Annotated in this window: 18 protein-coding genes; 11 read left to right on the top strand and 7 right to left on the bottom strand. The window is 75.1% G+C overall.

The features are described from left to right. Window positions 1-20 precede the first annotated feature (20 nt). The 3 genes from KPF47_RS30970 to KPF47_RS30960 are packed head-to-tail and all read left to right on the top strand — an operon-like array spanning window position 21 to window position 4,407. Complete coding sequence (locus tag KPF47_RS30970; RefSeq protein WP_224392320.1) at window positions 21-1,271, top strand: alanine racemase; 1,251 nt, start codon at window positions 21-23, stop codon at window positions 1,269-1,271. Further along, on the top strand, window positions 1,271-2,902 hold the full coding sequence (locus KPF47_RS30965; protein WP_224392319.1) for an amidohydrolase family protein: 1,632 nt from the start codon (window positions 1,271-1,273) through the stop codon (window positions 2,900-2,902). Before KPF47_RS30970 ends, KPF47_RS30965 begins: the two co-directional genes overlap by 1 nt. Continuing rightward, entirely contained in the window at window positions 2,899-4,407 is a 1,509-nt protein-coding gene (locus KPF47_RS30960; RefSeq protein ID WP_224392318.1) for a GntP family permease, read from the top strand. The genes KPF47_RS30965 and KPF47_RS30960 overlap by 4 nt, the downstream gene beginning before the upstream one ends. Here KPF47_RS30960 and KPF47_RS30955 read toward each other — a convergent pair. From KPF47_RS30955 to KPF47_RS30940, 4 genes are all read right to left on the bottom strand, one after another. Then, window positions 4,404-4,709, bottom strand: coding sequence for a nitrile hydratase accessory protein (locus KPF47_RS30955; protein ID WP_224392317.1), 306 nt, complete (start codon window positions 4,707-4,709; stop codon window positions 4,404-4,406). The two genes, KPF47_RS30960 and KPF47_RS30955, sit on opposite strands and share 4 nt — an antisense overlap. Then, on the bottom strand, window positions 4,696-5,355 hold the full coding sequence (gene nthB / locus KPF47_RS30950; protein WP_224392316.1) for a nitrile hydratase subunit beta: 660 nt from the start codon (window positions 5,353-5,355) through the stop codon (window positions 4,696-4,698). The genes KPF47_RS30955 and nthB overlap by 14 nt, the downstream gene beginning before the upstream one ends. Next, on the bottom strand, window positions 5,352-5,933 hold the full coding sequence (gene nthA / locus KPF47_RS30945; protein ID WP_224392315.1) for a nitrile hydratase subunit alpha: 582 nt from the start codon (window positions 5,931-5,933) through the stop codon (window positions 5,352-5,354). The genes nthB and nthA overlap by 4 nt, the downstream gene beginning before the upstream one ends. A 90-nt stretch (window positions 5,934-6,023) precedes the next feature. Further along, the gene (locus tag KPF47_RS30940; protein WP_224392314.1) at window positions 6,024-6,905 is read right to left on the bottom strand and encodes a hypothetical protein; all 882 of its coding nucleotides are present in this window, start codon (window positions 6,903-6,905) and stop codon (window positions 6,024-6,026) included. A 178-nt stretch (window positions 6,906-7,083) separates the two neighbouring features. Between KPF47_RS30940 and KPF47_RS30935 the strand changes: the two genes are divergently transcribed. From KPF47_RS30935 to KPF47_RS30920, 4 genes are all read left to right on the top strand, one after another. Then, window positions 7,084-7,908 (top strand): siderophore-interacting protein, encoded by an 825-nt coding sequence (locus KPF47_RS30935; protein ID WP_224392313.1) that lies wholly within the window; start codon window positions 7,084-7,086, stop codon window positions 7,906-7,908. A gap of 388 nt (window positions 7,909-8,296) precedes the next feature. Further along, window positions 8,297-11,920: a transcription-repair coupling factor gene (gene mfd / locus KPF47_RS30930; RefSeq protein WP_224392610.1), complete on the top strand. Its 3,624-nt coding sequence runs from the start codon at window positions 8,297-8,299 to the stop codon at window positions 11,918-11,920. A 297-nt stretch (window positions 11,921-12,217) separates the two neighbouring features. Next, window positions 12,218-13,411: a type III PLP-dependent enzyme gene (locus KPF47_RS30925; RefSeq protein WP_224392312.1), complete on the top strand. Its 1,194-nt coding sequence runs from the start codon at window positions 12,218-12,220 to the stop codon at window positions 13,409-13,411. Further along, window positions 13,408-15,330, top strand: a complete 1,923-nt coding sequence (locus tag KPF47_RS30920) for a hypothetical protein (RefSeq protein ID WP_224392311.1) — start codon at window positions 13,408-13,410, stop codon at window positions 15,328-15,330. The genes KPF47_RS30925 and KPF47_RS30920 overlap by 4 nt, the downstream gene beginning before the upstream one ends. Here the strand turns inward: KPF47_RS30920 and KPF47_RS30915 are convergent. Further along, a complete protein-coding gene (locus KPF47_RS30915; RefSeq protein ID WP_224386690.1) occupies window positions 15,279-16,511 on the bottom strand; it encodes an IS110 family transposase in 1,233 nt (410 codons plus the stop codon). The genes KPF47_RS30920 and KPF47_RS30915 overlap by 52 nt on opposite strands. A 198-nt stretch (window positions 16,512-16,709) precedes the next feature. Here KPF47_RS30915 and KPF47_RS30910 point away from each other — a divergent pair, with 198 nt between their 5' ends. The 4 genes from KPF47_RS30910 to KPF47_RS30895 are packed head-to-tail and all read left to right on the top strand — an operon-like array spanning window position 16,710 to window position 21,089. Beyond that, window positions 16,710-18,446 carry a S41 family peptidase gene (locus tag KPF47_RS30910; RefSeq protein ID WP_224392310.1) on the top strand — a complete coding sequence of 579 codons (1,737 nt, stop codon included), beginning with the start codon at window positions 16,710-16,712 and terminating at the stop codon, window positions 18,444-18,446. A 13-nt stretch (window positions 18,447-18,459) separates the two neighbouring features. Then, window positions 18,460-19,383 (top strand): SurA N-terminal domain-containing protein, encoded by a 924-nt coding sequence (locus KPF47_RS30905; protein WP_224392309.1) that lies wholly within the window; start codon window positions 18,460-18,462, stop codon window positions 19,381-19,383. Then, the gene (locus KPF47_RS30900; protein WP_224392308.1) at window positions 19,383-20,309 is read left to right on the top strand and encodes a MazG family protein; all 927 of its coding nucleotides are present in this window, start codon (window positions 19,383-19,385) and stop codon (window positions 20,307-20,309) included. The genes KPF47_RS30905 and KPF47_RS30900 overlap by 1 nt, the downstream gene beginning before the upstream one ends. 42 nt (window positions 20,310-20,351) lie before the next feature. Continuing rightward, the gene (locus KPF47_RS30895; protein WP_224392307.1) at window positions 20,352-21,089 is read left to right on the top strand and encodes a lytic transglycosylase domain-containing protein; all 738 of its coding nucleotides are present in this window, start codon (window positions 20,352-20,354) and stop codon (window positions 21,087-21,089) included. Window positions 21,090-21,323: 234 nt separating this feature from the next. Here KPF47_RS30895 and efeB read toward each other — a convergent pair whose 3' ends face one another. Together efeB and efeO are read right to left on the bottom strand one after the other, a co-directional pair. After that, a complete protein-coding gene (efeB, locus tag KPF47_RS30890; RefSeq protein WP_224392306.1) occupies window positions 21,324-22,559 on the bottom strand; it encodes an iron uptake transporter deferrochelatase/peroxidase subunit in 1,236 nt (411 codons plus the stop codon). Then, entirely contained in the window at window positions 22,556-23,704 is a 1,149-nt protein-coding gene (efeO, locus tag KPF47_RS30885) for an iron uptake system protein EfeO (protein ID WP_224387933.1), read from the bottom strand. The genes efeB and efeO overlap by 4 nt, the downstream gene beginning before the upstream one ends. Window positions 23,705-23,726 lie beyond the last annotated feature (22 nt).

Raw genomic sequence — 23,726 nt, 5'->3', positions numbered from 1 at the left:
CTGCTCAGAGGGAGAACGGCATGCTCCGGTACGCGTCGCTCGGCGCCGAACGGCCCGGCCCGTACGCCAAGTCGGTCCCGTCGCTGCCGGGGACCGTCGACGAGTGGCTCGCCGGCGGGCCACGGCTGTCGGACCTGGCCACCCCCGTGCTCACCCTCGACCGGGCGGCCCTGCACGCGAACGCCGAGCGGATGGCCGGCTGGTGCGCCGCGCACGGCGTCGACCTCGCCCCGCACGGCAAGACGACGATGGCGCCCGCGCTGTGGGACCTGCAGCTGCGCCACGGCGCCTGGGGGATCACCGTCGCGACACCGTGGCAGGCGAGGATCGCGATCGACGCCGGCGTTCGGCGGGTGCTGCTGGCGAACGCGCTCGTCGACCCGGCCGGGGTGCGCGCCGTCGCCACCGCCCGCGACGCCGACCCGGACCTGGAGGTCCTCAGCTGGGTCGACTCGGTCGACGCCGTCGACGCGATGACCGCCGCGGCCGGGTCCCCGGCGCGGCCGCTCGCCGTCGCCGTCGAGCTGGGTGCCCCGGGCGGGCGGACCGGGGCGCGGACCCTCGATGCGGCCGAGCGGGTCGCCGCGGCCGTGGTCGCGAGCCCGGCGCTGGTGCTCGCCGGGGTCGGTGGCTACGAGGGCGCGCTGGCGCACGACCCGTCGGCGGAGTCGCTCGCGACCGTCCGCGCCTATCTCGACGACCTCGCCGAGCTGCACCGTCGGCTCCTGCCCGCCTACGGGACCGACGAGGTCGTGGTCACCGAGGGCGGCAGCGCCTACTTCGACCAGGTCGTCGCCGCACTGGCCGGGCTCGCGGACGTGCGCACCCGCGTCGTGCTGCGCTCGGGTGCCTACCTCGTGCACGACGACGGCTTCTACCGCGGCATCTCCCCGCTGGCCCGCGACGACGAGCAGCGCCCCTTCCGCTCGGCCATGCACGTGACGGCCCGGGTGGTGTCCACCCCCGAACCCGGCCTGGCCCTGCTCGACGCGGGCAAGCGCGACGTCCCGTTCGACGAGGGGCTGCCCGAGCCGCAGCGGATCGCCGACGACCTCGGGTCGCCGTCGCGGCCGCTGACCGGGACCGTCACCGCCGTCAACGACCAGCACGCCTTCCTGCGCACCGAGGAGCCGGTCCGGATCGGGCAGGTCGTCCGGCTCGGTCTCTCGCACCCGTGCACCGCGTTCGACAAGTGGCGCTGGATCCCGGTGCTCGCCGGGACCGGCGAGGACGACCCGCAGGTCGTCGAGCTCGTCCGGACGTTCTTCTGATGGCCACCCTGCTGCGCGGCGGCACCGTCGTCGACGGCACGGGCGGGCCCCGGTACACCGCGGACGTGCTGGTGGAGGGCGACCGGATCGCCGCGGTCGGCCCGGACGCCGCCGGGCGGGCCGCGCGGGTCGTCGACGTGGCCGGGATGGTCGTCGCGCCCGGGTTCGTGGACATGCACGCCCACTCCGACCTGCGGCTGCTGACCGAGCCCGCGCACCTCGCGAAGGTCTCCCAGGGTGTGACGACCGAGGTACTCGGCCAGGACGGGCTGTCCTACGCCCCCGTCGACGACGACGTCCTGCCGGTGCTGCGCCGCGCGATCGCCGGCTGGAACGGCGACCCCGGCGCGGACCTGTTCACCTGGCGCACCGTCGCGCAGTACCTGGACCGGCTCGACGAGGGCATCGCCGGCAACGCGGCCTACCTGGTCCCGCACGGCACGGTCCGCGCGCTGGTCTGCGGCTGGGACGACCGGCCCGCCACGCAGGCGGAGATCGCCCGGATGGCCGACGTCGTCCGCACCGGCATGGCCCAGGGCGCGGTCGGTCTCTCGGCCGGGCTCACCTACACCCCCGGCATGTACGCCGACGGCGCCGAGCTCGCCGCCCTGTGCGCGGCGGTGGGGGAGCTGGGCGGGTTCTTCTCCCCGCACCACCGCAGCTACGGCGCGGGTGCGCTGGAGGCCTACGCCGAGATGGTCGACGTCGCCGAGCGGTCCGGGTGCGCGCTGCACCTGGCCCACGCCACGCTCAACTTCGGCCCCAACAAGGGCCGGGCCGGGGAGCTGATCACGCTGCTGGACGCCGCCGTCGCCCGCGGCGTCGACATCACCCTCGACACCTACCCGTACCTGCCGGGTGCGACGACGCTGTCGGCGATCCTGCCCAGCTGGTGCCAGTCCGGTGGCCTCGACGCGGTCCGGGAGCGGCTGCGCGACCCGGCCGCGCTCGCCCGGATCCGCGAGGACCTGGAGGTCCACGGCTCCGACGGCTGCCACGGCGTCGTCGCCGAGTGGGAGACGATCGAGATCAGCGGGGTCACGAACCCCGAGCTCGCCGGGACGGTCGGGCGCACGGTCGCCGACATCGCGGGCGCGACGGGGGCGGACCCGTTCGACACCTGCGTGGACATCCTGCTCCGCGACGACTTCGGCACCGGGATCCTGCAGCACGTCGGGCACGAGGAGAACGTCCGCGCGATCATGCGCCACCCGCGGCACACCGGCGGGAGCGACGGCCTGCTCGTCGGGGCCAAGCCGCACCCACGGGCCTGGGGGACCTTCCCCCGCTACCTCGGCCACTACTGCCGGGAGCTGGGGCTGTTCTCGCTGGAGGAGTGCGTCCACCACCTCAGCGGACGGGCCGCGGACCGGCTCCGTCTCGCCGACCGCGGCCGCGTCCGGGCGGGCCTGGCCGCCGACCTCGTGGTGTTCGACCCGGACACGGTCGCCGACACCGCCACCTTCGCCGAGCCGGCCCAGCAGGCGGCCGGCATCCCGTACGTCCTGGTCAACGGGGTCTTCGCGATCGACGGCGGGGAGCGCACCGAGGCACTCGCCGGTCGCGCGCTGCGCCGCCGGGCCGACGGCCGCACCGCACCGGGCACCCATCCCACCGGAGGACGACGATGACCTTCCTCGACTGGCTGCAGAACGACACGGCCGGCCTGCTCACCCTGGCCGCGGTCAGCGTCGCGCTGCTCCTGCTGCTGATCATGCGGCTGCGCCTGGAGCCGTTCATCGCGCTGATCGTCACCGGCGTGCTGGTGGCGCTGGTCGCGGGCGTGTCGGTCACCGAGCTCGTCGGCACCCCGATCAAGGCCTCGGACTCGCTGTTCGAGACCGGGTTCGCCGGCATCCTCGGGCACATCGCGCCGATCATCGGGCTCGGCACCGTGCTGGGTGCGATCATGGAGCGCTCCGGCGGCGCCGACGCGCTGACCGGACGGCTGCTGCAGCTGTTCGGGCCGAAGGGCGCCCCGCTGGCGATGGGCGTCACCGGACTGGTGCTGGGCATCCCGGTGTTCTTCGACATCGGCATCTTCGTGCTCGCGCCGCTGGTCTACGTGGCCGCGCGCCGCGGCGGCCGGTCGCTGGTGCTCTACGCGATGCCGATGCTGGCCGGGCTGTCGATGACCCACGCGTTCCTGCCGCCGCACCCCGGGCCGGTCACCGCGGGCGGGCTGCTCGGGGTCGGCATGGGCTGGGTGATCGCCATGGGCCTGCTCTGCGGCATCCCCGCCTGGCTGGTCAGCGGCGTCTGGTGGGGCTCGTTCATCGGGAAGCGGATCCAGGTCGGCGTGCCCGCGGACCTGCCCGGCGGGGCGGCCGCCCCGGCGGCGGTCCCCGGTCCGTCCGGTTCCGCGGGCGAGGCCGACGCCGGCGACGGCGACCCGGGCGGCGGGACCGGCGGTGTCCGCACCGCGGAGGCGGCAGGCCCGCAGACCGCGGTGGCGGTGGCCGCGCCCCCGTCGGTCGCGCTCATCTCCTCGATCATCGCGGTGCCGCTGGTGCTGATCCTGGCCGCGACCGTCGCGGGGGTCGCGCTGACCGAGGGCACCGTGCTGCGTGACGTGCTCGTCCTGCTCGGCACCCCGGCGATCGCGCTGACGCTGTCGGTGCTGCTCGCGCTGTACCTGCTCGGCATCCGCCGCGGGACCTCGATGGCCGAGCTCGGCCGCATCTCCGGCGAGTCGCTGCGCCCGGTCGGGATGATCCTGCTCGTCGTCGGGGCGGGTGCGTTCTTCGGCAAGGTCCTGCAGACCACCGGCGTCGGCGACGCGCTGGCGGGCTCGATGACCGCGATCGGGCTGCCGGTGATCGCCTCGGCGTACCTGATCAGCGCGGCGCTGCGGATCGCGCAGGGCTCGGCGACCGTCGCCATCGTGACGACGGCGGGCATCATCGGCCCGACGGTCGCCGCGGGCGGCTACACCCAGCCGCAGCTCGCGCTGATCGTCGTCGCCGTGTCGGCCGGGTCGATCATCGCCAGCCACGTCAACGACGGCGGGTTCTGGATCGTCGCCAAGTACTTCAACATGACGGTGAAGCAGACCCTGATGACCTGGACGGTGCTGGAGACGATCCTGTCGGTCGTCGGGTTCGCCGCGGCCGCGCTGGTCTGGGCGTTCGTCTAGGGGCCCAGCGGGTCGGCGTCGAGCGTGACCGGGGAGCCGTGCGGGGTCGCGGCGGCGGCACGCAGCCAGGCGCCGGTCCGCTCCTCGACCGCGTCGTGGCGGGCGACCCCGAGCCCGTCGAGCAGCTGCTCCAGCGCGGCGAGCCAGGCGTCCCAGTAGTCCAGCCCGGTCTCCAGCCGGGCGCCGAGGGTCTCGGCGAACTCCTGCCGGTCCAGGGTCCCGGCGTCCTGCAGGGCCACGGCCAGCGCGAACACGTCCGCCTGCCACGGCTCGTCGAAGACGGGGCCCTCAGGCGGGTTCAAGGTAGGACTCCCAGGCGTCGACGGAGACGGTCGTGGTCGGGTCGGCGTCCGGGCCCCACAGCTCGGTACCGGTGAACACCACGGTGTAGAGCGGCTCCGGGCACTCGCCGCGGCCGTGCGCGCGGGCGTCGGGCAGCACGTGCGTCCCGCGGAGCGCCTCGACGGTCCCGCAGCGGCCACGCGTGTAGCGGGGGAGCCGGGTGTGTCCGCGCGGGTGCATCACCCGGGCCCGCACCCGGTCGCCGGGGGCGAACCGTGGTGGGCCGGCGGCGTCGCGCTCGGTGGGGGCGCCGGTGGCCAGCACCCGGGCGGCCGCGTCGGCGTCCAGCGGGCCCGGGGCCTCGACGCGTGGACGCAGCGAGCGCCCGGCGGCGAGCTCGTCGGCGCCGACCAGGCCGTGGGCGACCAGCAGCTTCTCCGTCGCCGCGAGCCAGATCTCGTAGTAGGTCAGGGACAGGTAGACCGGCGGCGGCAGCGACTCGCGGGCGTGCCGGGACTCGTCGATCGACCAGCCGCCCGGGCGCGCGGCGGCGAGGGTCAGGGCCAGCACCAGCGGCTCCCAGCCGGCGTGGAAGCGGACGTCCTCCGGCTCGGGCTCGACGGGACCGAACCCCATCGCCCCGCCGAGGTCGTGCGCGCCGTTCACGCCGACACCAGCCGGGTCCCGATCATGGCGTCCCGGGACACGATCGCGGCGAGCTCGTCGGTCGACCAGCCGTCGGTGCCGGCAGGGCGCTGCGGGACGACCAGGTAGCGCAGCTCGGAGGTGGAGTCGTGGACACGGATCGCGACGTCGTCGCCGAGGGTGGTCCCGAAGTCGGCGAGCACGCCGCGCGGGTCCAGCACCGCCCGCGAGCGGTAGGCCGGCGACTTGTACCAGACCGGCGGCAGCCCCAGCACCGGCCACGGGTAGCAGGAACACAGCGTGCACACCACGAGGTGGTGCTCCTCCGGCGAGTTGAACACCGCCGCGAGATGCTCGCCGCCCCGGCCGCCGTAGCCCAGCTCGGCGACCGCCGCGGTCGCGTCCTCGGCGAGCCGGGCGGCGTAGCCGGGGTCGGTCCAGGCCCGGGCGACGACGTGGGCGCCGTTGCGCGGGCCGACCCGGTGCTGGTAGGTCTCGATGATCTCGTCGAGCGCGGCCGGGTCGACGTAGCCCTTCTCGACCAGGATCGACTCGAGCGCCCGTACGCGGGCGTCCACCGGTCGCAGCTCACCGCTCATCGGGCCGACGCTAGCCAGCCGGGGGCGGGGCGTCGAGAGCGCGACGGCCCCGCGCCCTGCGGAGCGCGACCGTCGGCCGGGCGGTCGGACTCAGGTGTTCGCCAGCGCGTCCTGGAACTCCTCGGCCCGCAGCGGGGCGAGGTCGGAGACCCGCAGGAAGTCGCCCAGCGTGGTGCCGGTCGCGCCCGAGTCGACGTTGCGCGGGCCGCGGCCCGCCCGGACGTCGTCGAGGTTGATCGTGCGCAGGTCGTAGGAGAAGCGGGTGACGTCGGAGGTGTTCGGGGCCGACGCGTGCAGGTGGTTCGACGAGAACATGAACACGTCACCGGACTGCCCGGCGATCCGGATCTCGCCGCGGGACTCGACGTCCTCCAGCGGGAGCGGGTGCGGCCGGGTGTCGGTGGTCTTCTCGCCGGCGGCCGCGGTGCGGTGCTTGGCGACCCACTCGTCGTAGTCGTACTGGTTGGAGCCGTTCTTCACCGGGCGGTCGAAGTAGTCGGTGTACATGCTCATGACGTTGTCGCCGACGACGTCGAACACCGGGGTCCAGTAGTTCACGAGCTGCTGCGGGTGGCCGTACCACATGTCGCGGTGCGCCTTGTAGTTGTAGGACACACCGGCGGTGAGGAACTGGTCGGCCGGGATCACGCGCAGCCGGGGGATGTCGAAGTAGGTGCGCTCGGGGTCGACGCCGACGTCGACGGCGAACTGCTGGCAGAGCACCTTGGTCCGGTCGCCGTTGGTGAACTCGCGCTTGAGCGGCTCGACGCGGCGGACGAACTCGTCGACGTCCATCTCGTACTGGGCCCGTTCCGGGTCCAGACCCTCGAAGGCCCGGCCGATGAGGTCCTTGGCATGGTCGGCGAGGGCGTGGGCGCCGCCGATGCCGCTGTAGAGGTGGAAGTCGCCCCGGAACAGGGACTCGCGGCGCGCGTCGTCGTCGATCCGGCGGTTCAGGTAGACGGTGATCACCGCGTGCTCCTCCGTACTGGCTCGGGGTCCGGACCCGTCCGACGCTAGCGCACACGATCGGGTGACCGTCCCCGGTGCGCGCCCGTGTGCGCGGAGTGCGACACCATGTCCGGAAGATCCGTTTGATGCATTCGCCAGTTCCGTGGTGAGCTGAGCCTCACCTATCGAGGAGGCGGCGATGTCGGTCGTGACGGAGGACCGCGCTGCGGTCCGTGTGGTGGGCCTGCGGCGGCTGTCGGACGTCTTCGTCCGGGCCGAGCTGGAGGGGGAGGCGCTCGCCGGCCTCGACCTGCCGGGCGTCCCCGACGAGGCCTGCGTCTTCCACTTCCCGCTGCCCGACGGCGGCCGGGACGACCACGGACGCTGGTACACCCTGCGCGAGGTCAGCCCCTGCCGCACCCGGGCGTCCATCGACCTGGTCTGTCATCCCGGCGGGGTCGGTGCGGGCTGGGCCCGGCGGGCCCGCGTCGGTGACGAGATCGAGGTCTCGCACTCGAACAGCTGGTTCAAGCGCCCGGCCGGGGTCCGCTGGCAGATCCTCGTCGGCGACGCGGCCGCCCTCCCGGCGCTCGCCCGGATCGTCACCGAGACCCCCGAGGGCGTCGACACCGAGGTGGTCCTGGAGGTCGACGAGGTCCCGGCCGACTTCCCCGCGCGGGCCCGGGTCCGTCGCGAGCCGGCGAGCGAGACCGGCAGCCGGCTGGAGGAGATCGTCGCCGGGCTCGTGCTGCCGGACGGGCCGGGCTACGTCTACGTCGGCGGGGAGGCGTCCGCGACCCGTGCCGCCCGCAAGCACCTGCGTCACGAGCGCGGCCTGCCGCCCGGCGCCTACGGCGTGCTCGGCTACTGGCGCCGCGACGCCGACACCTTCCGCCGCACGTGGCAGGCCAACCAGGAGCGCTTCGAGCGCGCCTACGCCGATGCGGCCGCCGCCGCCCAGGGCGACGACGAGCGGATGCTCGACCTCTACGAGGCGACCCTGGAGCGCGACGGGCTGATCTGAGCCGGGCTCACCCCGGGCCGTCGGCCGGACGACGACCTGGCTGCGGCGCCCTCGACGCGGACGGCTTCCTCGCCGGTGCCGGGGTCGGCGGCGGCACGGTCGCCGAGCGTGCCGAGGCGGCCGTCGCGGCGGTGGTCCGTGGCACGGTGGGAGCCCCGGGGCCGGTGGCGGGTGGCCCGTGAGGCCGTCCCGCCCCGGCGTGCCGCGGCACACGGGCGGTGCGGTCGGCGCCCGCGCGGGCCAGGCGTAAGGTCGTGGGTCGGCACCCCGACCGGGTCGGGAGCCCTACCGCGACCCGGTCGGGGTCTGTCCTGCCCGCGGCCGGCCCCCGCCGCCGCGCGCACCGCCAGCCCATCTCCACCGAGGAGCCAGCGCCGTCGTGGCCATCCTGTCCGGTCTGCTCACCTCCACCCTGTCCGACGCCGGTCTCCGTGCCGCCGTCGACGCCGCCCGCGCCGTGGACACCCGTACCGGTGAGACCCCGGCCGTGCAGGTCGAGGGCCCCGCCGCGGTGCGTCCGCTGCTCACCGCCGGGCTCGCCGGAACCTCCACGGTGCTCGCCGTGACCGCCACCGACCGGGAGGCCGAGGACCTCGCGGCCGCGGTGTCGGACCTGCTCGGCCACGGAGAGGCGCTCGACGCGGCCGCCGACACCGTGCACGACTGCGCGGGCGCGCCCGTCGTCGTGCTGCCGAGCTGGGAGACCCTGCCGCACGAGAAGCTCTCGCCGCGGCCGGACACCGTCGCCCGGCGGCTGACCGTCTTCCACCGGCTCGCCTCGGCGCAGACGGCCCCGCGGGTGGTGGTCACCGCGGCGCGCAGCCTGATCCAGCCCGTCGCACCGGGGCTGGGCACGCTCGCCCCGGTGTCGCTGGCCGTCGGCGAGGAGCACGACTTCGAGCAGCTGCTCGTCCGGCTGGTGGAGCTGGCCTACAGCCGCGCCGAGATGGTCACCACCCGCGGCGAGTTCGCCGTGCGCGGCGGCATCCTCGACGTCTTCCCGCCGACCGCCGAGCACCCGGTGCGCGTCGAGTTCTGGGGCGACGAGGTCTCGGAGCTGCGGTCGTTCTCCGTCGCCGACCAGCGCTCGGTCGGCGAGGTCACCCGGATCGACGTCCCCCCGTGCCGCGAGCTGCTGCTCACCACCCCGGTCCGCGAGCGGGCCGCCGAGCTGGCCGCGCAGCAGCCCGAGACCGCGGGCCTGAACCGCAACCCGCTGCGCGAGCTGCTGGAGAAGCTGTCCGAGGGCATCCCCGGCGAGGGGATGGAGTCGCTGATCCCCGCCCTCGTGGGCGGCGAGATGCAGACCCTCACCGACCTGCTCCCGGACGCGACGCGGGTGCTGCTCGCCGACCCCGAGCGCATCCGCACCCGGTGTGCGGACCTCGTGCGCACCGGGCAGGAGTTCCTGGAGGCGTCCTGGCTGGCGTCCGGGTCCGGTGGCGAGGCCCCGATCGACGTGTCCGGGTCGGCCTACCGGGACCTGCGCGTCACGCTGGACCACGCGACGGCGACCGGCAGGCCGGTGGTGTCGCTGTCGCCGCTGCCGTCCGGCTCCGACGACGTCGTGGTGGCGGGCGTGCACGAGATCGAGCCCTACCGCGGCGACACCGACCGCGCGCTGACCGACCTGCGCGCGCACGTCGCCACCGGCGGTGCCGCGGTGCTCGTGCTGACCGGCCAGGGGACGGCGGACCGGTCGCTGGAGCAGCTGCGCGAGGCCGAGGTGCCCGCCTCCGCCGTCCCGGTGCTCGCCGACGCCCCGGAGAAGGGGATCGTCACCGTCACCTGCGGGCGGGTGCTGAACGGGTTCACCGCCCCCGAGATCGGGCTCGTCGTCGTCTCCGAGGCCGACCTCACCGGGAGCCGCGCCGGGCTGGACACCGCCCCGCGCAAGACCACCCCGCGCCGGCGCGACGCGGTCGACCTCGCCGTCCTGCAGCCGGGCGACTACGTCGTCCACAACCAGCACGGCATCGGGCGCTTCGTCGAGATGAAGGAGCGCACGATCCAGGGCGCCACCCGCGAGTACCTGGTGCTGGAGTACGCCAGCTCCAAGCGCGGCCAGCCCGCCGACCGGCTGTTCGTGCCGACCGACGCCCTGGACGAGATCAGCCGCTACGTCGGCGGCGAGCAGCCGGCCGTCAACAAGCTCGGCGGCGGGGACTGGGCGAAGACCAAGAGCCGCGCCCGCAAGGCGGTCAAGGACATCGCGGCCGGCCTGGTGCAGCTCTACGCGGCGCGTCAGGCGTCGCCGGGGCACGCGTTCGGTGCGGACACCCCGTGGCAGCGCGAGCTGGAGGACGCCTTCCCCTACACCGAGACGCCCGACCAGCTGTCCGCGATCGACGAGGTCAAGCGGGACATGGAGCGGCCGGTCCCGATGGACCGCGTCATCTCCGGCGACGTCGGCTTCGGCAAGACCGAGATCGCGGTACGGGCGGCGTTCAAGGCGGTGCAGGACGGCAAGCAGGTCGCCGTCCTGGTCCCGACGACGCTGCTCGCGACCCAGCACCTGTCGACGTTCTCCGAACGGATGCGCCAGTTCCCGGTGACCGTGCGCGGGCTGTCGCGGTTCACCGACCCGGCCGAGGCGCGCGAGACGATCGAGAAGCTCGCCGACGGCACCGTGGACGTCGTCGTCGGGACGCACCGCCTGCTGCAGACCGGCATCCGCTACAAGGACCTCGGCCTGGTCGTCGTCGACGAGGAGCAGCGCTTCGGCGTCGAGCACAAGGAGCACATCACCGCGCTCCGGGCGCACGTCGACGTGCTCACCCTGTCCGCGACGCCGATCCCGCGGACCCTGGAGATGAGTCTCGCCGGCATCCGCGAGATGTCGGCGATCACCACCCCGCCCGAGGAACGGCACCCGACCCTGACCTACGTCGGCGCCTACGGCGACAAGCAGGTCGCCGCCGCGGTCCGCCGCGAGCTGCTGCGCGACGGCCAGGTGTTCTACGTGCACAACCGGGTCAGCTCGATCGACCGGGCGGCGAAGAACATCCAGGACCTCGTGCCCGAGGCCCGCGTCGCCGTCGCGCACGGCCAGATGAACGAGGACCTGCTGGAGCGCACGGTCAGCGCGTTCTGGCACCGCGAGTTCGACGTGCTGATCTGCACCACGATCGTGGAGAACGGCCTGGACATCTCCAACGCCAACACCCTGATCGTCGAGCGGTCGGACACCCTCGGCCTGTCCCAGCTGCACCAGCTGCGCGGCCGGGTGGGTCGTGGCCGCGAGCGCGGCTACGCCTACTTCCTCTACCCGCCCGAGCACCCGCTCACCGAGACCGCGCACGACCGGCTCGCCACGATCGCCCAGCACTCCGAACTGGGGTCGGGGGCCGCCGTCGCCATGAAGGACCTGGAGATCCGCGGCGCGGGCAACATCCTCGGTGCCGAGCAGTCCGGCCACATCGCGGGCGTCGGCTTCGACCTCTACATCCGCCTGGTCGGGGAGGCCGTCGCCGCGTTCCGCAAGCAGGCGGGCGGCGAGATCGGCGCCGAGCCCGAGGAGCTGCCGGAGGTCCGGGTCGACCTGCCGATCGATGCGCACGTCCCGCACGACTACGTCGACGGCGAGCGGCTGCGCCTGGAGGTCTACCGCAAGATCGCCGAGGCGCCCGACGACGCCGCGCTCACCGCGATCGTCGAGGAGCTGACCGACCGCTACGGCGAGCCCCCGACCCCGGTGCGCAACCTGTTGGAGGTCGCCCGGTTCCGCCAGCTCTGCCGCCGCCTCGGCGTCCGCGAGGTCGCCTCGGCGGGCACCCAGCTGCGGATCGGTCCGATGCAGCTGCCCGACTCCGCCCAGCTGCGGCTGCGCCGGCTCTACCCGAAGGCGCAGTACAAGGCGGCCGCGCAGGTCGTCACGGTGCCCAAGCCGGTGGCCGGTGGGCGGATCGGCGGCGCCCCGATGCGCGACGTGGAGCTGCTCGGCTGGTGCGCGGAGCTGCTGCTGCAGATCGTGCCGAGCTCCACGCCGGTGCACAGCTCCGCCTCCTCCTGACGGCGTCCCGACGCGATCCGGGCGCGGCCCCGACGCGATCGGTGATGAACACCCGGTGCCGTGCCGGCGAAAATCGGGTGTCGGCGTCCGGGGTGTTTCCGGGACGAAACGGGACGGTTTCCGGTGAAACGGTCGCCGGAGTTGTCGGAGTCAATCGCGCGACGTGGATCCCGATTTCCGCCGGTGATCCACGGCACCCGCGCGGGTGATCCACTCTGTTTTACGATCGGTTCCACGGCAGCTGAAGGGCGCCGTTTCCGTCGTGCAACACCCGTTTCCGGGAAAGAGGTGTGTCCGATGTCCGATCGCCGGCCCGTCTCCACCGAATCAGCTGAGTTCTGCACTCCGTGCCTGGTGCTGGACCTGCATGCGATCCGGGAACGGTACGAGGAATTCGGACACGCACTTCCCGGGGCAGATCTCTTCTATGCGGTCAAAGCCAATCCCGACCCCCGGCTCGTCGCATTTCTGGTCGGCCTGGGCGCACGATTCGACGTCGCCAGCCGTCCGGAACTGGAACTGTGCCTGGCGGCCGGGGCGCAGCCTGCCGACATCTCCTACGGCAGTACCGTGAAGAAGGAACGCGACATCGCGTTCGCCCACCGCAGCGGCGTCCGCCGGTTCGCCGTCGACTCGGCCGCGGAGCTGGCCAAGATCGCCCGCTGTGCGCCGGGTGCGGAGGTGTTCGCCCGGGTCTCCTGCGTCGGGACCGGCTCCTGCTTCCCGCTGGAGGGCAAGTTCGGGTGCGCACCCGCCGCACCCGCCGCGGCCGCCTCCCTGCTCGTCGACGCCGCCGCGGCCGGCCTGGGCGCGGCGGGCGTCTCGTTCCACGTCGGGTCCCAGCAGCTCGACCCGGGGGCGTGGCGGGCCGGGATCGCCGACGCCGCGGAGGTGTTCCGCCGGGTCCGCGCCCGCGGGCTGCGGCCGTACCTGCTGGACCTCGGTGGTGGCTTCCCCGCCCACTACGACGCGCACGTCCGCCCGCTGGCGGACTACGGCGACGCGATCCGGGACGCGGTCGCGGCGGAGTTCGGCGACGACCGGCCGGACCTGATGATCGAGCCGGGGCGGGGCCTGGTCGCCGACGCGGGGACGCTCTACAGCGAGGTGGTGCTCGTGTCCGACCGGGACGGCGCCGCCGGACCGCGCTGGGTCTACCTCGACGTCGGCCGCTTCGGCGGGCTCGCCGAGACCGAGGGGGTGCTGGTCCGCTACCCCATCCGCACCGCCCGCGACGGCGGCCCCCGCTCACCGGTCGTGCTGGCCGGACCGACCTGCGACAGCGCCGACGTGCTGTACCGCAGGCGTCCCTACCTGCTCCCCGACGACCTGTGCGCCGGTGACGTGGTGCGCCTGCTGCACACCGGCGCCTACACCGCCAGCTACTCCTCGGTCGGCTTCAACGGTTTCGCGCCGCTGCGCTGCGTGTGCACCGGGGACCCCGCGGACGGGTCCGGAATGTCGGTGCGTGCGGCTAACGTCGCCGTGTGAGCTTCCTGCGCCATCCCCACCTGTCGGGTGACTCGCTCGTCCTCGTCGCGGAGGACGACCTGTGGACGGCCCCGGTGGAGGGCGGGCGGGCCCATCGTCTGACCGCGGACGCGGTGCCCGTCACCGCGCCCCGTCTCGCACCCGACGGCGGGGCCGTGGCCTTCGCGTCCCGGCGCGACGGCGCCCCGGAGGTGTACCGGGTCGACGCCGACGGCGGCACGCCCACCCGGCTGACCTGGTGGGGCGACGCGGCGACCCGTGCCGCGGGCTGGACCCCCGGCGGCGAGGTGGTCGCGCTCTCCGCGCACGAGGACGCGACGTCCCGGCTGTGGGCGTACGCGGTCCCGGCGACGGGCGGTGCGCCCCGGCTGCTGCCGCACGGCACGCTCACCGCACTCGCCCACCAGCCCGGCGGGCCGGCCGTGCTCACCCAGGTCGAGGGCGGGCGGGACGCCGCCCACTGGAAGCGCTACCGCGGTGGGCGGGCCGGGCGGCTGTGGCTCGACGCCACCGGCTCGGGGGAGTTCCGCCGGATCCTGGCCGACCTGGCGGGGCAGCTGGAGTGCCCGATGATCGTCGAGGACGGCACCGGCCCCCGCCTGGCGTTCGTCTCCGACCACGAGGGCTGGGGCAACGTCTACTCCGTCCCGCTCGCCGACCCCGGCACCGACCTGCGCCGGCACACCGACCACGGCGCCGTCGGCGGCACCGGCTTCGCTGCGCGGCACGCCAGTACCGACGGGCGCCGGATCGTCTACGAGTCGGCCGGCGAGATCTTCCTGCTCGACGATCTGTCCGCCGCCTCGCAGCCGCGCCGGATCGACGTCCGGACCGGCGGGCCGCAGCGCGCCCGGGAGCCGTTCCGCGCCTCGCTGCCGGGCGACCTCGGTCCGATCCGGCCGGACCGCACCGGCCGCGCCGGCATCGTGGCGGTGCGCGGCACCGTGCACCGGCTCACCCACCGCGACGGCCCGGCCCGCGCGCTGCTCGCCGAGCCGGGGGTCCGGGCCCGGCTCGCGCACCCGCTCGGCACCCGTCGTGCGGTGTGGGTCGACGACGCGACCGGTGAGGACGCGGTGGTGGTCGCCCCGCTCGATCCCCACGCCCCGGCCGCCCCGGAGCGGGCGCGGTACGCCGACGGCGCGGTCGGGCGGGTCCTGGAGCTGGCCCCGGCCCCGGACGGCTCGGCCGTCGCGCTCGCCACGCACGACGGCAGGCTGCTGGTGCTGCACACCGGGGCCGACCCCGCACCCGAGCCGGTGCCCGGCCCCGACGACCGGCCCGCCGACGGCGTGGTCGGTGACGCCGCCCCGGACCGCGCGGTGGGGGAGCTGCGCGAGCTGCACCGCGGCACCGCGGGCGAGCCCTCCGACGTGTCCTGGTCCCCGGACTCGGCCTGGCTGGCCTGGTGCGACCCGACCCCCGAGGGGCTGTCGCGGATCGTGCTCACCCGGGTCGCCGACGGCGAGCACGCCGAGGTCACCCCGGCCCGCTTCCACGACAGCGACCCGGTCTTCACCGCCGACGGCAGGCACCTGGCGTTCCTGTCCCGGCGGGTGTTCGACCCCAGCTACGACGAGCACTCCTTCGACCTGGCCTTCGGCACCGGGTGGAAGCCGTTCCTGGTCCCGCTGGCCGCCCGGACGCCGTCGCCGTTCGGCGCGGGGCCCGACGGCCGGCCGGTGGACCCGGCCGACGAGGGCCCGGACGACCCGCCCGCCACCCCGCCGACGCCCCCGGCCCCGCCGGAGCCCGGCGGCGGGCCCGGACCCGACGGCGACACCGCCGGCGACGACGCGGGCCGGGTGGTCGCCACCGCGGCCGGGGCCCGGGCACACACCGGACGGGGGGTGTCTCTATGGGTTCGTCAAGCGGCGGCGAGTTCTGGATCGGGGTTGTTGACCGTGGGCGGGTTGTAGGGGCGGCGGTCGCGGAGCATGGCGTAGATGACGTCGGTGCGGCGTCGGGCGAGGCAGATCAGGGCGGCGTTGTGTCGTTTGCCGGCGGCTCGTTTGCGGTCGTAGTAGGCGCGGCTGGCGGGGTCGGCCAGGGCGGCGAATGCGGACAGGAACAGCGCGGATTTCAGGGCGTGGTTGCCGCGCTGGGATCGGGTTTCGCCTTTGATCGAGGTGCCGGAGCGGCGGGTGACTGGGGCGAGGCCGGCGTAAGCGGCGAGGTGCCCGGCGGTGGGGAACCCGGAGCCGTCGCCGACGATGGTGAGGATCTTGATGGCGGTCCTGACCCCGAGTCCGGGCATCGAGGTCAGGACCGGTCCAAGAGGGTGGGCCTCCAGGCGGGCTTCGAGCTCGTCGGCGAGCTGGTCGCGTTCGGTGTGGACCTGGCGCAGCTGCCCGGCGACGCCGGTGATGACACGGGCGAACGCGGCCGTGCCGGGAACGGTCAGGCTCTGGGCGTCGAGCGAGGTCAGGATCTGGGCGGGAAGGGTGCGGGCCAGTCGAGGCGACCGGGCCCGCATCGTCTCGGCGATCCCGTCAGCGCCGAGCTCTCGCAGGGCTTGCGGGGTGGGCGCGGCCGCGAGCAGGTCGAGCACGCCACCGCGGTCCAGGCGTGGCCCGAGCAGGCGTTCCAGGGCGGGATGAACATGCAGCAGGGCGTCGCGCAGCCGGTTCGTCAGCCGGGTGCTCTGCCCAGCCAGGTCATCGTCGTAACCGGCGAGCACAGTGAGTTCGGCGAGGGTCTCGTCGTCGGTGCCGACCCGGCGCAGGGTGTGCGGCATCGTCCGGGCGGCCTCGGCGATCACGTGGGCGTCGCGGGCGTCGGTCTTGGCCTGCCCGGGATGCAGGTCGGCGATGCGGCGCATCGCCAGCCCGGGCAGGTAGGCCACCGTGATCCCCAGATCACGAGCGACGGCGATGGCCAGCGCTCCGATCGAGGCGGGCTGGTCGATGACCATCAGCACCGCGCCGTGCTCGGCCAGCCCGGACAGCACGGTGCGCAGCGCCGATTCGTCGTTGGGCAGGGCCTTGTCGTGCACCCGCTTCCCGTTGGTGTCGACCGCGCAGGCGTGGTGTTCGGACTTGCCCACGTCCAGGCCGCAGAACACCGCGAACCCGGTCGGGTGCTGGTCAGGATCGGGCAACCGCCGCTCCCTTCTCGTCGCGGCAGGCCGACCACGAGCACCCGCGCCGGCAGCCACGTTACGAGCAGACCACACGGGTCAGGTCTCTATCAGCGGTCGTTGGCGCCCTCCGGCCACGGCGACAACACCCCCCAGATCATCGGGCGACAGGGGCAGTCAGTCATACCGCGGCCGGCGGCCTGCAAGCCCTCAGCGGGCTTGATCAAGAAGGTAACGGGGGCGCGGGGCGGCCGGGGCCGGTCCGGACCGGACGCCGACGAGGCGCCGCCGGAGGTCGTCGTGGACGTCGAGGGGCTGGCGGACCGGGTCGTCGGTGTGCCGGTCGAGGCCGCCCGCTACACCCGGCTCGCCGCGGTCCGGGGTGGCCTGGTCTGGCTGCGCCTGCCCGGCGGCACCGGCGTGCTCGGCGACAGCCTCCCCGACGACGACGCCGAGCCCGACCGTGCCGTGCTGGAGCGGTTCGACCTGGCCCGGCGCACGGTCACCGTCGTCGCCGACCCGGCGTCGTCGTTCGCGGTGAGCGGCGACGGGACCCGGCTCGTCGTCCGCGACCGGGGCACCGTGCGGCTGCTGCGTTCCGACCGTGGCGGCTCCGCGGCACCGGAGGACGACGCCGGGGGCGACGAGTTCACGATCGACACCCGGCGGCTCGTGGTCACCGTCGACCCGGCCGCGGAGTGGCGTCAGATGTTCGACGAGACCGCCCGCCTCATGCGCGACCACTTCTGGGTCGAGGACATGGCCGGCGTCGACTGGGCCGCCGAGACCGCGCGGTACCGGCCGCTGGTCGACCGGGTCGGGACCCACGACGACCTGCTCGACGTGCTGTGGGAGCTGCACGGCGAGCTCGGTACCTCGCACGCCTACGTGATCGGCGGTCGTCCCGGCGGCGACCCGACCGGGCGGCCCGGGCTGCTCGGCGCCGACCTCGGGCCCGACCCCGACGGCGGCCCGGGACGGCAGGTCCTGCGCGTCCTGCCGCCGGAGACCTCCGCCCCCGCCGCCCGCAGCCCGCTGTCCGGGCCGGGCGTCGACGTCCGGCCCGGGGACGTGCTGCTGGAGGTCAACGGGCGCCCGCTCGACCCGCACTGGGGCCCCGCCCCGCTGCTCGTCGGGACGGCCGGGAGCATCGTGGAGCTCACCGTCCGCTCCGGTCCCGACCGGGTCGACGCGGGCACCGTCCGCCGGGTCGCGGTCCGGCCGCTGCACTCCGAGGACGAGCTGCGCTACCAGGACCGGGTGGCCCGGCTGCGGGCCGAGGTCGCGGAGCGGTCCGGCGGACGGCTGGGCTACCTGCACGTGCCGGACATGATGGGCTACGGCTGGGCCCAGCTGCACCGCGACCTCGCCCGCGAGACCGCGAAGGACGGGCTGCTGCTCGACGTGCGCGGCAACCGCGGCGGCCACACCTCGCAGCTGGTGGTGGAGAAGCTCGCCCGCCGCGTCATCGGGTGGGACCTGCCCCGCCACGGCGCACCCGCCACCTATCCCGAGCAGGCACCGCGCGGACCGGTGGTGGCCCTGGCCGACGAGCGCTCCGGGTCCGACGGCGACATCGTCACCGCCGCGATCAAGCGGCTCGGCGTCGGGCCGGTCGTCGGGACCCGCACCTGGGGTGGGGTGATCGGCATCGACAGCCGCTACCGGCTCGTCGACGGCACCCTGGTCACCCAGCCCCGCTACGCCACCTGGTTCGACGACGTCGGCTGGAGCATGGAGAACCACGGCGTCGACCCGGACGTGGAGGTCGTCGTGACCCCGCAGGACCGCGCGGCCGGACGGGACCCGCAGCTGGACCGGGCCGTGGCGATCGCCCTGGCCCGGCTCGACGAGCACCCGCCCGCGCGGCCCCCGGATCTCGCCGGGAGGCCGTCGGCGGCCCGGCCCGTGCTCCCCCCGCGGCCGGGCGGAGGAGATCGGCACCACATCGCGTGAGAGGCTGACCGCCGTGCGCACTCGCAGGATCACCGCTGCCCTGCTGATCGTCGGGGCCGTCGCTGTCACCGGAGCCGGCTGTGGCACCGGACCGAGCCGGGTCGACTCCGCCGCGATCGTCGGGGAGAGCTCGATCCCGCTCGCCACCGTGCAACCGGCGATCACCTCGGTGCTCACCCGGCCCGGGCTGGTCGACGGTCTCAAGGCCCAGGGTGGCTCCGAGGCCGACATCGGGCGGGCCGTGGTGTCCCAGCTGGTGATCCGCGACCTGCTCGCCCTGACCGCGCCGGAGCAGGGCGTGAGCGTGTCCGACCAGCAGGTCGCCGCGGCGGTCGCCCAGCAGGGCGGCGAGCAGGCGGTGCAGGAGTCGTCGCTGGCCGTCGGCGGTGCGCAGGCCGCCACCCGCGACGAGCTGACCCTGTCCGAGCTCGCCCGCCGCGAGCTGCCGCGGCTGTCGGTGACCGCGGACGTCGCCGTCGCCCAGGACCGGGCGCAGGCCACCACCCTGGCCCGCGAGGTCGCCGCGGGCGGGCAGCGCGCCGAGGCGGCGCTGGCCGGGGCCGGCACCACCCAGCGCGGGCTCGCGATCCGCCCGGCCGAGACACCGCAGGCCGCGCTCACCCCGCTGATCGGCATCCCGGCCGGCTGGGTCGCGGCCTTCCCGCTGGGCAGCGGCCAGGGCTGGGTCGTGGTCCGGGTGACGGAGCGCGACCTCGGCGCCCCCGCCGGCGGGGACGCGGTCGGCCAGCTGGACCAGCGCTCGCTGTCCGAGGCCGGGATCCGCATGCTCACCCCCACCGCGCTGCGCACCGGGGTGCAGCTCAACCCCCGCTACGGCGAGTGGGACCCGATCCAGATGCTCGCCGTGCCGACCGCCGAGGACGCCTCCGTGGTGCTCCCGGTCGCCGCGGGCAACCCGACCCCGCCCGCCCCCTGATGGCCGCGACGGTCGTCGTCTGTCCCCGCCGCGGGGCCGCGATCCCGGCGGCGGCGCTGCCGGCGCTCCGCTCGGCGACCGACGTGCTCGCCGTGCCCGGCCTCGACGCGGGTGCCACCGCCGGAGCCACCGACTGGACGGGAACCGACCCGGCCGACCTGGCCGACGGCACGGTGCTGCTCGTCCCGGCCGACCACCCCGCCGCCGCGCACCCCGGTGCGGTGCCGCCGCCCACCGGGCACGCGGTGCTCGACGCCGTCGCGGTGATGGACCGGTTGCGCTCGCCCGGCGGCTGCCCGTGGGACGCCGAACAGACCCACACCTCGCTGCTGCGCTACCTCGTCGAGGAGTGCTACGAGCTCTACCAGTCCATCGAGGACGGCGACCGCACCGAGCTGCGCGAGGAGCTCGGCGACGTCCTGCTGCAGGTGCTGTTCCACGCCCGCGTCGCCGCCGAGCACCCGGGCGCCCCGTTCGGGATCGACGAGGTCGCGACCGGACTCGTCGACAAGCTCGTCGGCCGCCACCCGCACGTGTTCGCCGCGGGGGAGCAGGTCGCCACGGCCGCCGACCAGGACCGCCGCTGGGACGAGCTCAAGCGCGCCGAGAAGCAGCGCGAGTCCAGTGTCGACGGCATCGCGACGGTCCAGCCCGCCGTCGCGCTCGCCGCGAAGCTGACCTCACGGACCGCCAAGGCCGGCCTGCCCGCGGACCTGCTGCCCGCCGACGACGGTGCGGGTGCGGCGCTGTTCCGGCTGGCCGCGGCCGCGCAGCTCGGCGGCGGCGACCCCGAGGCGGCGCTGCGCACGACCGCCCGCGAGTTCGAGGCGCGGGTGCGGTCGGCGGAGAAGGCCGCCGCCGCGGACGGCCGCGACCCGCACGCGCTGACCGCCGAGGACTGGCGTCGCTACTGGGACTCTCCCTGACCCCCGCCCCGATCGGGTGATACCCGTCGGTAGCGTGTGAGCGTGCGCACCCCGTCGCTGCTCGCGGCCATCGGCGGCATCGTGGCCCTGATCCTGGTCGTCTCACTGGCGACCGGTCCGGGCTTCGGGCCGTCGCTGCCCCGCACCCCGGTCGACCGGCAGTCGGCCCCGCCCGCGTCCGCGCCGCTGCCCGCGGGCACCGACGTGGTCGCGTGGGCGCGGACGACCGCGACCGAGGCGGACATCCCCGAGCGGACCCTGCGCGCCTACGCCAACGCCGAGCTGCGCCAGCGCGAGCGCACCCCGGACTGCCGGCTGAGCTGGGCGACCCTGGCCGGGGTCGGCCGGATCGAGTCCCGGCACGCGACCTTCCGCGGCGGCGAGCCGGGGCCGGACGGCCGGGTCGACCCGCCCATCATCGGTATCCCGCTCGACGGCACCGGCGGCACCCGCCGGGTGGCCGACACCGACGGCGGCCGCCTCGACGGCGACCCGGTGCTGGACCGCGCGGTCGGGCCGATGCAGTTCCTCCCCGAGACCTGGGCGCGCTACGGCGCCGACGGCAACGGCGACGGCGTCGCCGATCCCCAGCAGGTGGACGACGCCGCCCTCGCCGCGGCCGGCTACCTGTGTGCGGACGGTCGCGACGTCGCCGACGCCGGGGACTGGTGGCGCGGGGTGCTCGCCTACAACGCCTCCGGCGACTACGCCCGCGACGTGTGGGCCGCGGCGGCCGACTACGCGCAGCGCACCACCGCCCCGGTGCCGCCCGCGCCCTGACCCGGCGGCCCCGATCCGGCTGGCCTCGATCCGGCTGGCCTCGATCCGGCGGCCTCGATCCGGCGGCCCTGATCCGGCGGGCCCGATCCGGCGGGCCCGATCCGGCGGGCCCGACCCGGCGGCACCGGCCCGCAGCGGGCGGGCGGCGGCCGGTCGGTCGGGCCGACCGGCCGGCCCGTGGTGGAGGCCGGCACCGGTTCCGGCGGTGATCGCCTCACGGCGCGGGACGCGCGGTCAGGCCAGGAGCGCCCGGCCCCAGTGGTCGTCGCCCTCGGCGAGACCGGGCGGGACGGCGAACAGCGCGGAGCCGTTGTGCTCCAGGTACTCGCTGAGCGCGTCGGAACGGGCCAGCCTGCGCTGCATCGGCACGTACTGGCGCTGCGGGTCGCGCACGAACGCGATGAAGAACAACCCGGCGTCGAGGTGGCCGTGGCCGTCGGAGCCGTCGACGAAGTTGTAGCTGCGCCGCAGGATCCGCGCCCCGCCGTTCTCCTGCTCGGAGGCGAGCCGGATGTGCGCGTCGTCGCCGATCACCGGGCCGGACGCGTCGGTCGCGGCCAGGTCGGCGGTGTCGAACTCCGCGGTGCCGGTCAGCGGCGCACCCTCGCCCTTGTCCCGGCCGATGGTGCGCTGCTGGTCGTCGAGGTTGGACCGGTCCCACACCTCGATGTGCATCCGGATCCGGCGCGCCACCAGGTAGGAGCCGCCGCGCAGCCACTCCGGGCCCTCGTCGCCGACCCACACGTGGCGGTCCAGCAGGTCCGGTTCCTCGGCCTTGAGGTTGTTGGTGCCGTCCTTGAAGCCGAACAGGTTGCGCGGGGTCGCCTGCCCGGTCGAGGTCGACGACGTCCGTCCGAACCCCAGCTGGGACCAGCGCACCTCGGTCACACCGAAGCCCTCCCGGACCAGGTTGCGCACCGCGTGCACGGCGACCTGGGGGTCGTCGGCGCAGGCCTGGATGCACAGGTCCCCGCCGGAGCGGGCCGGGTCGAGCCGGTCGCCCTGGAACCGCGGCAGCGGGGCGAGCCCGGCCGGGCGCCGGTCGGCGATGCCGAGCCTGTCGAAGAACCCCGGTCCGACGCCGAAGGTCAACGTCAGCGACGACGGCGCCAGCCCCAGCGCCTCGCCGGTGTCGGCCGGGGCGGTGTAGCGGTTGCCCGGCAGCGCACCGCCCTCGGCGGTCTCCTGCCCGGCCGTCATCCGCTCGGCCGCCGCCGTCCACCGGGCCAGCAGGTCGAGCACGGCGGCCCGGTCGGTGGTGGTGAGGTCCAGGGCGACGAAGTGCAGCCGGTCCTGCGCGGGGGTGACGATCCCGGCCTGGTGGGCCCCGCGGAAGGCGACGGTGCCGTCACCGGCCGCGGACGCGTCGCCGGACAGGCCGTATCCGGCGGCGGCACCCGCCCCGGCCAGTGCCACGCCGGCGCCGGTCAGGCCGAACAGTCCGCGCCGGGAGACGTGCAGCGGGCTCATGCGGTGACGGTGCCCGCGACCGTGCTGACCGGCTCGGCCAGCGCGTCGACGGCAGCGGCCATCTTCTTCGTGTCCTCCGGCGTGAGCTGGGTGTAGAGCCGGTAGCCGTCGCCGTCCCGGTAGCCCTGCAGGAGCGTGTCGACGGCCGCGAAGCGCTGGTCGAGCAGCGGGCCCAGGGCCGGGTCCTTCTGGTCGATCACCGGGCGCAGCGCGGCGACGGCGGCCTGCGAGCCCTCCACGTTGGCCTGGAAGTCCCACAGGTCGGTGTGGGAGTACCGGTCCTCCTCTCCGGTGATCTTGCCGGTGGCGACCTCGTCGAGCAGGCTCTTCGCGCCGTTGGCGAGCTCGGCCGGGGTGAGCTGCAGCGCGGGGATGCGGCCCTGCAGGTCCTTGACGTCGGTGACCAGGGCGGCGGCGACCTGCGGCGAGTCGGCCTGCAGACCGTCGACCCAGAGGTCCTTCTCCAGCCGGTGGAAGCCGGTCCACGCGACGCCGGGGTCGCGCTCGTCGTCCTCGCGGCCGTCGAGCTTCGGGTCGAGGTCGCCGAAGGACTCGGCGATCGGCTCGATGCGTTCGTAGTAGGTGCGCGCGACCGGGAACAGCGCCTTGGCCCTCGCGGTGTCGCGGGCACTCACCGCGGCCGCGAACTCCGAGGTCCTGGCGACCAGGGCGTCGGACTGGGAGGACACGTAGCGCAGGTAGCCGGCGGTCGCGGCGGCGAGCTCGTCGTTCGTGTCGGTGGCGCGCTGCGCGGAGCCGGTCACGGTGAACGGGGCACGGATGCCGTCGCCGGACATGCCCGGCTTGCAGGCGGTGGTGTAGGTGCCCCCGTCGGGGACCTCGACGATCAGGTCGCGGGACAGGCCGGGCCCGATGTTCTCGACCTCGCCCATGATCCGGTCGCCGGTGGCGTAGAGGTAGAACTCGGTGACCTTGCTCCCGGCGTTGGTGATCCGGAACGTCAGGTTCCCGGCGACGGCCTCGGTGGCCGAGACCTCGCAGGCGGTGTCGGTGGCGTTCACCGTGATCGGACCGCCGTCGCCGGGGCCCTGTGCCGAGGGAGCGGTCGAGGTGCAGCCGGCCAGCAGGGCGGCGGCCACGGTGATCGAGGCCAGGCCTGCGGCCGTGCGCATGACTGGGGACATCGTGGAGTTCTCCTCGGGGGTG

Origin of the sequence: Pseudonocardia sp. ICBG1293, assembly GCF_020131355.1 — a bacterium.
Taxonomy (GTDB): domain Bacteria; phylum Actinomycetota; class Actinomycetes; order Mycobacteriales; family Pseudonocardiaceae; genus Pseudonocardia.
Note: the sequence above shows the minus strand (reverse complement) of the source record. Positions and strands in the feature narration are given on the sequence as shown.

What these genes read in the sequence shown, in the direction of transcription:
- KPF47_RS30965 (WP_224392319.1), top strand. Translation starts at nt 1,271, where the DNA reads ATGGCCACCCTGCTGCGCGGCGGCACCGTCGTCGACGGCACGGGCGGG.
- efeB (WP_224392306.1), bottom strand. Translation starts at nt 22,559, where the DNA reads ATGAGCCCGCTGCACGTCTCCCGGCGCGGACTGTTCGGCCTGACCGGC.
- KPF47_RS30925 (WP_224392312.1), top strand. Translation starts at nt 12,218, where the DNA reads ATGTCCGATCGCCGGCCCGTCTCCACCGAATCAGCTGAGTTCTGCACT.
- KPF47_RS30935 (WP_224392313.1), top strand. Translation starts at nt 7,084, where the DNA reads ATGTCGGTCGTGACGGAGGACCGCGCTGCGGTCCGTGTGGTGGGCCTG.
- nthA (WP_224392315.1), bottom strand. Translation starts at nt 5,933, where the DNA reads ATGAGCGGTGAGCTGCGACCGGTGGACGCCCGCGTACGGGCGCTCGAG.
- KPF47_RS30900 (WP_224392308.1), top strand. Translation starts at nt 19,383, where the DNA reads ATGGCCGCGACGGTCGTCGTCTGTCCCCGCCGCGGGGCCGCGATCCCG.
- KPF47_RS30970 (WP_224392320.1), top strand. Translation starts at nt 21, where the DNA reads ATGCTCCGGTACGCGTCGCTCGGCGCCGAACGGCCCGGCCCGTACGCC.
- KPF47_RS30960 (WP_224392318.1), top strand. Translation starts at nt 2,899, where the DNA reads ATGACCTTCCTCGACTGGCTGCAGAACGACACGGCCGGCCTGCTCACC.
- efeO (WP_224387933.1), bottom strand. Translation starts at nt 23,704, where the DNA reads ATGTCCCCAGTCATGCGCACGGCCGCAGGCCTGGCCTCGATCACCGTG.